11 protein-coding genes are annotated in these 13,151 nt (G+C 72.3%); 8 read left to right on the plus strand and 3 right to left on the minus strand.

Annotated elements, in window-relative coordinates; genetic code table 11:
• Positions 1-132 precede the first annotated feature (132 nt).
• The 5 genes from MON03_RS10645 to MON03_RS10665 all read left to right on the plus strand — a co-directional run bounded on the left by MON03_RS10645 (position 133) and on the right by MON03_RS10665 (position 5,401).
• Positions 133-1,035, plus strand: coding sequence for an ABC transporter permease (locus MON03_RS10645; protein WP_175328715.1), 903 nt, complete (start codon positions 133-135; stop codon positions 1,033-1,035).
• Positions 1,036-1,039: 4 nt separating this feature from the next.
• Complete coding sequence (locus MON03_RS10650; RefSeq protein ID WP_242088333.1) at positions 1,040-2,269, plus strand: ABC transporter ATP-binding protein; 1,230 nt, start codon at positions 1,040-1,042, stop codon at positions 2,267-2,269.
• Between the two features lie 2 nt (positions 2,270-2,271).
• Complete coding sequence (locus MON03_RS10655) at positions 2,272-3,321, plus strand: glycosyltransferase family 2 protein (protein WP_242088334.1); 1,050 nt, start codon at positions 2,272-2,274, stop codon at positions 3,319-3,321.
• 77 nt (positions 3,322-3,398) lie between these two features.
• Positions 3,399-4,541 carry a glycosyltransferase family 4 protein gene (locus MON03_RS10660; RefSeq protein WP_242088336.1) on the plus strand — a complete coding sequence of 381 codons (1,143 nt, stop codon included), beginning with the start codon at positions 3,399-3,401 and terminating at the stop codon, positions 4,539-4,541.
• On the plus strand, positions 4,538-5,401 hold the full coding sequence (locus tag MON03_RS10665) for a glycosyltransferase family 2 protein (RefSeq protein WP_022904979.1): 864 nt from the start codon (positions 4,538-4,540) through the stop codon (positions 5,399-5,401). Before MON03_RS10660 ends, MON03_RS10665 begins: the two co-directional genes overlap by 4 nt.
• Before the next feature lie 222 nt (positions 5,402-5,623).
• On the opposite strand, the gene MON03_RS10670 is transcribed toward MON03_RS10665, so the two are convergent.
• Genes MON03_RS10670 through MON03_RS10680 form a run of 3 tightly spaced genes read right to left on the minus strand, consistent with a single transcriptional unit; the run spans position 5,624 to position 8,922 of the window.
• Positions 5,624-7,432: a glycosyltransferase family protein gene (locus tag MON03_RS10670; RefSeq protein ID WP_242088337.1), complete on the minus strand. Its 1,809-nt coding sequence runs from the start codon at positions 7,430-7,432 to the stop codon at positions 5,624-5,626.
• 7 nt (positions 7,433-7,439) lie between these two features.
• Positions 7,440-8,303, minus strand: coding sequence for a glucose-1-phosphate thymidylyltransferase RfbA (rfbA, locus tag MON03_RS10675; protein ID WP_022904981.1), 864 nt, complete (start codon positions 8,301-8,303; stop codon positions 7,440-7,442).
• A gap of 10 nt (positions 8,304-8,313) precedes the next feature.
• A complete protein-coding gene (locus MON03_RS10680; RefSeq protein ID WP_031274433.1) occupies positions 8,314-8,922 on the minus strand; it encodes a dTDP-4-dehydrorhamnose 3,5-epimerase family protein in 609 nt (202 codons plus the stop codon).
• A 116-nt stretch (positions 8,923-9,038) separates the two neighbouring features.
• On the opposite strand from MON03_RS10680, the gene MON03_RS10685 reads away from it, so the two are divergent.
• Genes MON03_RS10685 through MON03_RS10695 form a run of 3 tightly spaced genes read left to right on the plus strand, consistent with a single transcriptional unit; the run spans position 9,039 to position 13,148 of the window.
• Positions 9,039-9,980 carry a glycosyltransferase family 2 protein gene (locus MON03_RS10685; protein ID WP_022904983.1) on the plus strand — a complete coding sequence of 314 codons (942 nt, stop codon included), beginning with the start codon at positions 9,039-9,041 and terminating at the stop codon, positions 9,978-9,980.
• Entirely contained in the window at positions 9,973-11,577 is a 1,605-nt protein-coding gene (locus MON03_RS10690; protein WP_242088339.1) for a glycosyltransferase family 39 protein, read from the plus strand. Before MON03_RS10685 ends, MON03_RS10690 begins: the two co-directional genes overlap by 8 nt.
• Positions 11,574-13,148: a glycosyltransferase family 39 protein gene (locus MON03_RS10695; RefSeq protein WP_242088341.1), complete on the plus strand. Its 1,575-nt coding sequence runs from the start codon at positions 11,574-11,576 to the stop codon at positions 13,146-13,148. Before MON03_RS10690 ends, MON03_RS10695 begins: the two co-directional genes overlap by 4 nt.
• Positions 13,149-13,151 lie beyond the last annotated feature (3 nt).

The raw sequence follows: 13,151 nt of genomic DNA on the forward strand, positions 1-13,151 counted from the left end.
CCCACACGGGGTGCACGACGGCTGTCGGGGAGCGTGCAGCGGACCGCGACGCCGGACGGGTGCGCCCCAGCCGGTGTGCGAGGGCCGGCGAGTATGCTGTCCCGGTCCCGAACCCCACGAACGAAGAGACGAATGGTCGATCAGAACCGCATGGCCGCGCTCGCCGCCGAGCCCCTCGTCGTGGTCGGTGCCCCGACGAGCGCGATCCGGGGGACGTGGCGCGAGCTGCGTGACGTGTTCCGGCAGCGCGAGATGCTCGGCATGCTCGTCCGACGCGACCTCAAGGCCCGGTACAAGGACTCGGCGCTCGGGTTCGTGTGGACGCTCGTGCGACCGCTCACCCAGCTCCTCATCTACTACTTCGTCATCGGCAAGGTCCTCGGTGCCGCCCACGGCATCGACAACTTCGCGATCTACGTCTTCACCGGCCTGTCCGCCTACACGCTCTTCAGCGAGATCGTCGCCGGGTCGACCGGGTCGATCGTCGGCAACAGCGGTCTGATCAAGAAGGTCTACGTCCCCCGCGAGGTCTTCCCGCTCGCGAGCGTGGGCGCCGCGCTCGTGAACTTCGCGATCCAGTTCGGCATCCTGCTGGTGGCGACGCTCGTGCTCGGGCAGTTCCCGCTGCACGAGGGGCTCGTGTACCTCGTCCCGTCCCTCGCCGTCATCGTCGTGTTCGGAGCGGCGATCGGCCTGGTGCTCGCGGCGCTCAACGTCTACCTGCGCGACGTGCAGTTCGTCATCGACGTCGGGCTCATGGTGCTCCTGTGGGGTTCCCCGATCGTCTACTCGTACTCGATGGTCGTGAAGGAACTCACCGCGCCGTGGCTCCTGACGATCTACACGAACAACCCCCTGACCCTCGCCGTCCTCGGTCTCCAGAACGCCATCTGGCTGCACGACCCCGCGGCGGTCGTCTACCCGGACCACCTCATGCTCCGCCTCGGCATCGCCCTGGTCGTCGGCCTGGTCTGCCTCGTCGGAGCGCAGCGCGTCTTCTCGCGCCTGCAGGGCAACTTCGCGCAGGAGCTCTAGACCCATGGCCATCAGCACCCCCGTCACCCCGACGACCACGACCCCGGCCGCCGAGCGCCCGGACGTCATCGTCGTGGACCACGTCCGCAAGCGCTTCACCGTGCGCAAGGACAACACGATCCGCGAGCGCATCGTCACCCTCGGCCGCGCCGGCCGGAAGCACCGTCAGGACTTCTGGGCGCTCGACGACGTCAGCGTGACGATCCAGGCCGGGACCACCGTCGGGCTCATCGGCCAGAACGGGTCCGGCAAGTCCACGCTCCTCAAGGCGATCGGCGGCATCATCCAGCCGACCTCGGGCACCGTGTCCCGACGCGGGCGGCTGGCGGCCCTGCTCGAGCTCGGCGCCGGGTTCCACCCGGACCTCTCCGGTCGCGAGAACGTCTACCTGAACGCGGCGCTCCTCGGGCTGAGCCGCAAGGAGACCGAGTCGCGGTTCGACGACATCCTGGCGTTCTCCGGCATCGGCGACTTCATCGACACCCAGGTGAAGTTCTACAGCTCCGGCATGTACGTGCGGCTCGCCTTCGCCGTCGCGGTGCACACCGACCCGGACGTGCTCCTCGTCGACGAGGTGCTCGCGGTCGGCGACGAGGCCTTCCAGCGCAAGTGCCTCGACCGCATCCGCACGTTCCAGGAGCAGGGCAAGACGATCATCATCGTCACGCACTCGCTCAGCCAGGTGCAGGAGATGTGCGACCGCGTCGTCCTCCTCAACAAGGGCACGGTCCTGCACGACGGCGAGGCGATCGAGGCGGTCAGCAAGTTCCGCGACGTGCTCGAGGAGCGCCGCTCGGGCGAGCTGAGCGCCGACGTCCAGGTCGGTCGGGGCACGGTCCTCGGCGCGACCGTGCACGCGGAGGGCAAGGAGCGCCGCGAGGACGTCCTCCCCGGCGACGACCTCGTGGTCGACATGGAGTTCGAGCACCTCGACGGGGTCTCCGACTGGGAGGCCGCGGTCCAGATCAACAACACCGCGGGCCAGGTCGTCTACGGCACCACCACCGGCATCATGGGCGTCCACCTGACACCGCTGCACGGTCGCCGGAAGCTCCGCCTGCGGATCACGGACGCGAAGTTCGGCACCGGGAAGTACTTCATCAACGTGTCGATGATGGACTCCGCCGGCCGGCACCTGCACGACCTGCCCGAGTGCGACTCCTTCGAGGTGCCGTCGTTCGGCGACGCGGTCGGCACGGTCTACGCAAAGCCGTCCCTCGAAGAGCTCGACTGAGCGTGTCGGGACGGACCGATCCCGCGGGCGCCGCGTCGACCGCGGTCGTGATCGTCAACTGGGAGCGTGCCGACCTGACGATCCGTGCTGCGCGGGCGGTGCTCGACGACCCGTCCTCGGCCGCCGAGGTCGTCGTCGTGGACAACGGCTCGTCCGACGACTCCGTCCGGGCCCTCCGCGCCGCACTGACCGACGCGACCGTCGTGGAGCGAGCCGACAACGGCGGCTTCGCGGCGGGTGCGAACGCGGGGATCCGGGCCTCCGACGCCGAGGTCGTCGTCCTCCTCAACAACGACGCGGCGCCCGCGCCGGGGTTCGTCGCCGCGCTCCGCGACCACCTCGCGCACGCCGGGCCGGAGGTGGCGGCCGTGACGGGCCGCATCGTGCTCGCCGGACGCTGGACGCGCCTCCCGGCCGGGTCGCGGCCCGCACCCGACCAGCGCACGCTCCGGGACCACGCCGGCCGGTCGTGGACGCCGTCGCCGGACGGCGACGTCCGGCTCAACTCGACCGGCGTCCTGGTCGACCGCGACGGCAACGGCGCCGACCGCGACTGGTTCGCTCCGGCCGACCACGCGGCCGACGTCGACGTCTTCGGCTTCTCCGGTGGCGCGTCGGCGCTCCGCCGGGTCGCGCTCGACGACGTGGGCCTCCTCGACGAGTCGCTGTTCATGTACTACGAGGACACCGAGTACGCCTGGCGGCTCCGCCGCCGCGGATGGCGCGTCGAGCACGCGGCGGACGCCGTCGTCGAGCACGACCACTCGGCGTCGTCCGGGGTGCAGAGCGACCTGTTCGTGTTCCGGAACGCACGGAACCGCGTCCTCGTGGCGCTCTGGCACGCACCGTGGCCGACGGTGCTGCGGGCCGTGGCACGGACGCTGGTGCGCGGCCTCCGCGGTCTCGCGTCCACCGCGGACCGCCGGGAGGCGCGGCTCGTCCTGGCAGCGCTGGCGGACGTCGCGGGACACCTCCCCCGGCACCTCGCGCACCGGCTCGCGGAGGACCGCCGCGCGAGCGTGCCGCGCCGGGCCGTGGACCCGGGCGCATGAGCCACGAGCGCTATCCTGGACCCTCCCCCGACGACGGCCCCGGCCGAGACGACGGCCTCGGCCGAAAGGAACCACGCGTGCCGCACACCTCCGTCCTGATCGACGGGACGGCCGTACCGCGGAACCTCGGCGGCGTCGGACGCTACGTCGAGGGCGTCGTGTCCCACCTGACGGAGCCCGGCCTCGACGTGCACCTCGTCGTCCGCCCCGGCCACGTCGCACACTTCCGGACGATCGCGCCGACCGCCACCGTGCACGCCGCACCGGCCTGGACCGACTCGGTGCCCCTGCGCCTCGCGTGGGAGCAGACCGGACTCCCGGCGCTCGCCCACCGCCTGCGTGTCGACGTGCTGCACTCGCCGCACTACACGTTCCCGGTCGCCTGGCGCGGCGGCTCGGTGGTCACGCTGCACGACGCGACGTTCTTCTCGAACCCGGAGTGGCACTCCAGGCTGAAGCGCACGTTCTTCACCTGGTGGAGCCGCCGCTCGCTCCGCACCCGTCCGGTCGTCGTCGTGCCGAGCGCCGCGACGGCGACCGAGGCGGCCCGGGTCGTGCGGGGCATCCGCGCCGACGTCCGCGTGGCACCGCTCGGCGTCGACCGCACCGTGTTCCACGCGCCGTCGACGGCCGAGGTCGAGGACGCCCGGATCGCCGCGACCCTCCCCGAGGGCGCTCCGTGGATCGCGTTCCTCGGGACGATCGAGCCCCGCAAGAACGTCACGGCGCTGCTCGACGCGTACGCCGCGGTGCGGACGGCACGTGACGCGACCGGATCCGCGACGCCGTGGCTCGTGCTCTCCGGGGCGCGCGGGTGGGACACGGCCGCGATCGAACGGCTCGACGCCCTGCAGGAGACCGACCACGTCGTCGAGGCAGGCTACCTCCCGATCGAGGACCTCGCCGGCTTCCTCGGCGGCGCCGAGTTCGTCGTGTACCCGTCGCTCGGCGAGGGCTTCGGCCTGCCGGTGGTCGAGGCGATGGCCGCCGGCGCCTGCGTCGTGACCACCCGGCGGCTCTCGCTGCCCGAGGTCGGGGGCGACGCCGCGGTCTACACCGAACCGGACGCCGTCGACCTCGCCGCCACGATGGCCCGCCTGCTCGACGACGCCGAGCTGGTCTCGTCGCACCGGTCGGCCGCACTCCGACGTGCCGCCGACTTCACGTGGGACGCCACCGCAGCGGTGCACGTCGACGCCTACCGGGAGGTCGCCCGGTGACCGACACCCCCCGCGTGGCCGTCCTCACCGTCACGTACAACACGGGCGAGACGATCCGCCCCTTCCTCGCGAGCATCGCGGCCGCGTCGACGTCACCGGTCGCGGTGGTCATCGCCGACAACGGCTCGACCGACCTCGACGCGCTGCGGGCCGTCGGCGAGTCCTACGGGGCCACCGTGGTGTCCTCCGGGGGCAACCTGGGCTACGGCGGCGGGATCGACGCGGCGCTCGCAGCGCTCGACGACGTGCTGCCCGACGTCCGCCCCGACTTCCTGCTCGTCACGAACCCCGACGTGGTGCTCGGCCCCGGCTCGATCGACGAGCTCGTCCGCGCTGCCGACCGACTGCCCGACGGCGGTGCGTTCGGGCCGCGGATCCTCGACGAGCAGGGCGAGACCTACCCGTCGGCACGGCAACTGCCGTCGCTCCGCACCGGCCTCGGCCACGCCGCGTTCTCACGGTTCTGGCCGGCGAACCCCTGGAGCCAGCGGTACTGGTCCACGACCGAGGTCGTCGAGCGCGAGGCCGGCTGGCTGTCGGGCGCGTGCTTCCTCATCCGGACGTCCCTGTTCCGGCAGCTCGGCGGCTTCGACGAGTCGTACTTCATGTACTTCGAGGACGTCGACCTCGGGCAGCGCGTCGGGCGTGCGGGGAAGGCGAACGTGTACGTGCCGGCCGCCGTGGTCACGCACACCGGGGCGCACTCGACGTCGTCGAACCGGCGCCGCATGGAGATCGAGCACCACCGGAGCGCGTACCGGTACCTGTCGCGGAAGTACCGGGCGTGGTGGCTGTGGCCGCTCCGGGTGGCGCTGCGTGCCGGGCTGTCGCTCCGTGCCCGCTGGGTGACTCGCAAGTAGCACCCGGTGCGCCGCGGCGGCCGGCGCGTCCCCCGTCCGCACGACCCTGCGCCGCGTTCTGCGTCCGCACGACCCCACGGTGCGTTCTGCGTCCGCACAACCGAAGTCACCCGGAACCGCGTCGAGACGTGGTTCGGGGTGACTTCGGTTGTGCGCCGGCGCGCCGAACCGGGAGTGCCTCGGCGGGCGGTGCCCCGAACCCGGGCCCCGCGCGCGGAGACCTCAGCCGAACAGCCGCGTGCGCTCGGCCCGGGCGGCGTCGAGCAGCACGCGAGCCCGAGCGTCGAACGAGTGCTCGGCGGCGATGCGGCTCGCGATCACCGCACGCTCCGACGCCGACGGCCACGGGTGCTCCGGTGCGAGCAGGCGCTCGAGCTCGTCGCGGGAACCGGCGACGGCCAGGGTGGGCACCGCCAGGACGTCGGCGAGCCCCTGGACCGGGTCGGTCACGACGACCCCGCCGGCGGCGAGCACGTCGAACACCCGGTTGGACACGAACCCTCCCGTCGCCATGTCCGGCCAGTGGTCGTTGAGCACGACCCGTGCGGACGCGTACGCCCGTGCGACCTCGGCACGCGACAGCCCCGGCTCGCCGAGCAGGTCCGACGGTACGACGTCCGTCCACCCCGGTCCGTGCACCCGGAGGTCGGCGCCGAGCGACACCGCGTCGGCGACGACCGGGCGGTCGGCCCCCCGCGTCGACCCGACGAAGACCACGTGGTCGGCATCGGGGTCCGTCTCGGACCGGTTCCCCGGGTGGAACACCGACGGATCGGTGGCCTGGAGCAGCGGGGTGACGGTGACGCCGCTCCGCGCCGAGGCAGCCGCGGCCCAGGCGGGGCCGGCGGCGAAGGCGCGGTCGAACGACCGGAGTTCGGTGTCAGCGACGTCGTCCGGGTGGCTGATGACCCAGAGCAGGTTCACCGACGCCGGGTTCGGCGGAACCCGGTCGAGCCCCCGGACGACGAGGGTGACGTCGTCGGCACCGTCGTCGCCGCGGACGTGGGCATCGCGCCGGTCGACCCGGACGCGCTGTCCGAGCCGCTCGAGCGCCGCCGCGAGCTCCCCGGCGAAGTGCACGTCGCCCCAGCCGTCGCCCTCGGGTCCGGCCGGTGCGGCGATCTTGACGGACCAGGTCAGCCGGTCACCCGTCGTCCGGGAACGCGCCGCCGGCGTCACGGGGCGCGCGCCCCACGGCGGCAGCGGCGGCCCCGCCACGACGTCGGCGCCGGGTCGAGCGGACGGCCGGTCGCGCCAGCCGGCGACCATGTCCACCACGGCGGCGTCGACCGTGCGGCCGGGTTCGACGGTGCGCACGACGGGCCCGACGGCTCGGCTGCGCACGGCTGTCTCCGCATGGTGCGCCGCGTCGGCGGTCCAGGCGGTCAGCACGGTGCGTTCGTCCGGGAGGCACGGGGCCGGGACCACCGCCCCCTGCGGCATCGAGACCACCGGTTGGTCCGCCCCGAGGAGGAGGTCGTCCGACGACGCGGCACGGTCGTCCGACCACGGCAGCGCCCCGGGCCGCACCAGGAGCGCACCGTTCCGGTGCTCCCCGGCGGCGGTCCGCACGACGGCCTGGACCGGACAGCCGACGTCGCGCGCGAGGGCGCGCAGGCCGTCGGCGTCGATCTGCACCGAGGTGTCGACGAGCACGAGCGTGCGGCCGACGCCCCCTGCGACGCCGGCGTTGATCGCCGACCCCAGTCCGTCCAGCTCCTGCCGACGCACCCACGGGAGCGCCGCGTCGAAGGCACCGCGCGGCGAGGCGTCCGCCACGTACGACAGCGCGCGGACGTCAGCGTCCGGTCCGAACGCCGACCGGGCAGCGGCGACCAGCCGCGGCACCTCCGCGTGCCGGTCGGAGCGCGTGGTGACGAGCACCGTCACCGGTGCGTCCAGGTGCGGGAGGTCGCCGTCCCAGCCGGTCACGCGGACGACGTCGGGCGGCGTCGCAGCCGCGCCACGGGCCTCCCGGCCGACGGGAGCGACCCCGTCGACACCGCGACGCGTCCGACGGAAGAGGCCCACGAGCGGCTCAGGAGGCGAGCAGGCGCTGCAGGTACACGCCGTACCCGCCCTTGACCAGCGGCGCGGCGAGCTCGGCGAGCTGCGCGTCGTCGATCCAGCCGTTGCGCCAGGCGATCTCCTCGATGCAGCCGATCTTGAAGCCCTGCCGGTCCTCGATCACCTTGACGTACTCCGACGCCTGCATCATCGACTCGAACGTGCCCGTGTCGAGCCAGGCCGTGCCGCGGTCGAGGACCTGCACACCGAGCTCGCCCGCCTCGAGGTAGCGCTCGTTCACGGTCGAGATCTCGAGCTCGCCGCGCGCGCTCGGCTCGATCGTCTTCGCGATCTCGATGACCTTGTTGTCGTAGAAGTACAGGCCGGGGACGGCGTAGTTCGACTTCGGCTGCGCCGGCTTCTCCTCGATGGAGACCGCGGTGAAGTCGTCGTCGAACTCGACCACGCCGTACGCGGTCGGGTCGGCCACGTGGTACGCGAAGATCGTGGCGCCCTGCACCGCGGTGTTCTTGCGGAGGTTCGTGCCGAGGCCGGTGCCGTGGAAGATGTTGTCGCCGAGGACGAGGGCGACGCTGTCGTCGCCGATGAAGTCCTCGCCGATGACGAACGCCTGTGCGAGCCCGTCCGGGCTCGGCTGCACCGCGTACTGGATGTCCATGCCGAGCGCCGAGCCGTCGCCGAGCAGGGCCTTGAACTGCTCGTTGTACTCCGGCGTCGTGATGACGAGGACCTCACGGATGCCGGCCATCATGAGCGTCGACAGCGGGTAGTAGACCATCGGCTTGTCGTAGATCGGCATGAGCTGCTTGCTGATGCCCTTGGTGATCGGCCAGAGGCGCGTGCCGGAACCGCCGGCGAGGATGATGCCCTTCATCGGGTCTCCCTTACTTCTTCGTCCGGAGCGACTCGGTGTAGGCGACCGCTTCCTCGTAGGTCGGCAGGAGCCCCTGCTCCGCGGCCTGCTCGAGCGTCGGCGCCGCGGTGTCCTTCTCGGAGAGCACCGGCTCGCCGAGGCCCTCGGGCAGCGTCAGGCCGACCGTCGGGTCGAGGATCGTGATCCCCTTCTCGCGCTGCGGGTCGTAGTGGGCGCTGACGAGGTAGTTCACCGTCGAGCGGTCCTCGAGGGCGACGATGGCGTGGCCGAGGCCCTCCGACAGGTAGACGGCCTTGCGGTCGACGTCGTCGATGCGGACCGAGTCCCACTGGCCGAACGTGGGCGAACCGACCCGGATGTCCACGATGTAGTCGATGAACGCCCCACGGACGGCGGTGACGTACTTCGCCTGGCTCGGCGCCACGAGGGCGTAGTGGATGCCCCGGGCGACACCGGCCGAGGAGATCGACATGTTCACCTGGCGGAGGTCGAGCGGGTGCCCGACGGTCTCCTCGAGGACGTCCGCGCGGTACGCCTCGAGGAACGCGCCTCGGGCGTCGCCGTGCTGCACGGGCGTGAACTCCCACGCGCCGGGGATCTTGAGTTCGCGGATCTGCACCACGGCAGCCTAGCAAGGCGACTGGTACACCACGTTTCGCCACGACCTCGCAGGATCGCATTAGGCTGTTGAGGCCTCGCGCACCCGCCAGACATCGAAACGAGACCTGCATCCCCGTGAAGTTGTTCGTCCAGATCCCATGCCTCAACGAGGAGAACACCCTCGCCAGCGTCATCGACTCCATCCCGAAGGAGATCGACGGCATCGACGAGATCGAGATCCTCGTCATCAACGACGGCAGCACGGACCGCACCGTCGAGGTCGCGAAGGAGCACGGCGTCAAGCACTTCGTGCACCACACCACGAACATGGGCCTCGCCCGCTCGTTCCGCGACGGCGTCGACTACGCGCTGCTGCACGGCGCCGACATCGTCGTGAACACCGACGGCGACAACCAGTACCCGCAGTCGCAGATCGCCGAGCTCGTGCAGCCGATCCTCCGGAAGGAAGCCGAGATCGTCATCGGCGACCGGCAGACCCGCACGATCGAGCACTTCTCCGGGTTCAAGAAGCTCATGCAGCGCTTCGGCTCGTGGGTGGCGTCGCGCGCGGCCGGGCTCGACCTGCCCGACGCAGCGAGCGGCTTCCGCGCGTACTCGAAGTACTCGCTCATCCGGCTGAACATCGTGACCCGGTTCAGCTACTGCATGGAGACGATCGTCCAGGCCGGCTACAAGCGCCTCGCGATCGCCTCCGTCCCGATCACGACGAACCCGAAGACGCGTGAGTCGCGGCTGTTCAGCAACATCTGGCAGCACATGTTCCAGTCGGGCTCCGCCATCGCCCGCGTGTACCTCATGTACCGCCCGATGGCGCTGTTCGCCTGGGTCGCCGCCGTCCTCGGCGCGCTGGGCCTCTGGCCGCTCATCCGCTACCTGGTGCTCCTCGCGATGCACACCGACGGCAACCACCTGCAGTCGATCATCCTCGGCGTCGTCCTGCTCATCACCGCGGTGCTCGCGGTCGTGATCGGGGTCGTGGCCGACCTCACGCGGTTGAACCGCACGCTGGCCGAGGAGCAGCTCGACCTGCAGAAACTGCAGCGCTACGGTGACTGACGCGGGGACGCCGGTGCGGGGGGTGGGCCGCGCCGAACGCCTCGTGGTGCTGGCGGTCACCATCGCCTTCGCCGCAGTGCTCGCGGTGTGGGCGTTCGGGACCACCACCTTCAAGGCCCCCGACGAGCCGACGCACGTCGACGCGGTCGTGCACGTCGCGATCGGCGACGGGTGGGCGCCGCCGGGCACGCTGCCGTACCTCAACGCGACCGAGTCCGCGCAGCACGACAACCTCCGCGAGCGCTCCGCGCAGCACCCGACCTGGGGTGCGCTGCTCGACGAGTACCCCGGTGACCACGTCGGCAGCGTCGACCAGATGACGCAACACCCGCCGACGTACTACGTCATCGCCGCGGGCGTCCTGCACCTCGTGCACTTCGAGGACCTCCGGTGGGACCACGCCGTGCTGGCCCTCCGCCTGTTCGACGCCCTCCTGGCGCTGCCGCTCCCGTTCCTGGCGTGGGCGACGGTCCGTCGGCTCACCCGGTCACCACGGGCGGCCGTGGTCGGGGCCGCCGCGGTGCTCGCGATCCCGGAGCTCGCAGCCATCGGCGCCTCGGTGACGAACGACGCCCTCATGCTCCCGCTCGCCGGGCTCCTCGTGTACCTCGTCACGCGGCTGCTCACCGGCGACCACCGCGTCCGGCTCCTGGTCGGCATCGCCGTCGCCCTCGGCGCGATGCTGCTCGTGAAGGGCACGGCACTGCCGGCGGTCCCGTTCGTGGGCATCGCGGTGGTGACCGCCGGGCTCCACCGGGGCGTCGTGCTCCGGAACGTCATCAGGGCCTTCGGCACCCTCGCACTCGCGGCGCTGGTCGGTGCGTGGTGGTGGCTCCACAACCTCATCGTGTACCGGCAGATCCAGCCCGACGGCATGGCGTCCTACGCCCGACCGGACAAGCCGTTCCCGGCCGGCACCGGCCCCTCGCCGGAGGTCTTCCTGCGCGACTACTGGAACGGTGTCACCCGGACCTTCTGGGGCAGCGTCGGCAGTCTCGCGCAGTTCCAGGTCGCGCAGGCCCTCATCGACGCGCTGACCGTGCTCTCGCTCGCCGGCATCGCGGTCTGGGCCTTCCGACGCGGCCCCTCGCTCCGCCCGGCGATCGTCCTCGCGGCCTACCCGGTGATCCTCATCGCCCTGCACATGCAGAGCGGGTGGGGCGGCTACGTCAGGAACACCATCGTGGCGGGCACGCAGGGCCGCTACTACTACCCGACCCTCGTCGCGCTCATCGCGCTGAGCGCGCTCGCGTGGCCGCGCGCCACCGTCACCGCGCGCGGCCGGACGCGGCTCGCCGTCGGGATGGCGATCGCCGCGTGCGCCATCGCCCTGTACGGCGTCCTCTACGTCGTCCGGGCCTTCGGCGCCGACGGCGCGTGGTGGATCACCCGGTCGAACCTCACCCGCTACGACGTCGTCGGGCTCGTGGGCGGGGGTTGGATCGCGACGCTGGTCGTCCTCGCGGGGCTGCTGCTCGCCGCGACGGCCGTGCTCCTGGTCCGGTGGCTCCGCGGGACGGCGCCGGAGCGCAGGGCGACGTCGCCGGTCACGCCGGAGCGCACGTCCTCCGCTCCGCACTCGGAGGCCCGCGCGTGACCGCCCGCCGCGAGTGGACGATCCTCGCCGGGGTCACCGCCGCCTGGATCGGGTTCCTGCTGCTCTTCGCCTTCGTCACGCCGGCCTTCGGCGCCCCGGACGAGCCGGCGTACGTCGACGCGGCCTTCCGGACGGCGCTCGGCCTCGGCTGGCCGCCACCGGGATCGATGCACTACCTCGACGCGGTCCGCCAGGTCGTCGAGCACCCGGTGCCGGCCGCCGACCGGGTCACCGTGTCGGCGTTGCTCGCGCAGTCCCCCGGCGACTCCGCGGCGATCGACCAGATGTCGCAGCACCCGCCGACGTACTTCCTCGTCGCCGCCGCCGTGCTCCGTGCGATCGGTTGGGGGTCGCACAGCTGGGGCACGGCGGTCCTGGCGCTCCGGCTCCTCGACGTGGTCGTCGTCGCCGCGCTGCCCGTGCTCGTCTGGGCGACGGTGCGTCGTGCGACCCGGTCGCCGCGGACCGCCCTCGTCGCGCCGTTCCTCCTGTTCGCCGTGCCGCAGCTCGCGCAGGTCACGTCGGGCGTCACGGTCTGGGCGCCGATGGTGCTCTTCGGCGCCGTCACGGTCTGGCTCGCGGTGCGCGTCCTGACCGGGGACCGCTCGCGGTGGACCACCGCGGGGCTCGCGGTCAGCGTGACGGCGATGTCCGCGTTGACGGCCCTCGGCCTCGTCGCGATCCCCTTCGCCGTCGTCGTGGTGCTGCTCGGACGGAGCCGTTCGCTGCGGGCGCGGCTCGTCCACGCCGCGGTCGTGTTCCTGGTGCCGGTCGTGGCCACGGGGTGGTGGTGGGTCCGCACCCTGGTCCGCAGCGGCACCCTCGTGCCCGACGCGCTCCGCGCTGCGACCACGGTGGTCCCCTACCCCGAAGGCGGTCCGAACCCGGGGGCGTTCGCGGGGCGGCAGTGGGACGGCCTGACGAACTCGTTCTTCGGCCTCCTCGGGGCGGACCAGTGGGTGCTGCCACCCGCGCTGGTCGACTCGATGACGGTCCTCGCGCTCACCGTGCTGGCGTGGTCGTACGCCCGTCGCGGCACCGGTCGGGGGCTCACCACGACGCTCCTCGTGTGGCCGGCGCTCGTGCTCGTCGCGACCCTCGCCTACAGCTGGCGCAACTACCTCGGCACACACCAGGGCAACGGACTGCAGGGTCGTTTCCTCTTCGTGGCCGTGGTCGCGCTCATCGCCGCGCAGGCGATCGCGTGGCGAGCGCTCGTCGTGCGCCCGGCCCTGCGCCAGCGGCTCGCCCGCGTGGCCGTCGTGGCCGCCCTCGTGATCGGCGCGTACGGGTTCGGCGTGCTCTACCGCGGCGGGTGGGAGGACGTCCAGTTCCGCGTGACCGTGGGGGGTCTCGACCGCATGGGTGGCGCGTCGCTCGGCGGGACCGCGCCCGTCGCCCTCGCCGCGATCCTGTTCCTCGCCGCAGGGGTCTGGTCGGTCGTCGCAGTCTGGCGGCTGTCGGCCGCCCGCACGGCCGGGCCGGTAGACTCCTCGCCGCGCACACCGTCCGCACCGATCGAGACCGTCGACGACCGTCCGCAGCGATCGACCCCCGACACACAGGAATGAGAC

It is taken from the genome of Curtobacterium sp. DN_7.5, from assembly GCF_022655355.1.
GTDB classification, from domain to species: domain Bacteria; phylum Actinomycetota; class Actinomycetes; order Actinomycetales; family Microbacteriaceae; genus Curtobacterium; species Curtobacterium luteum.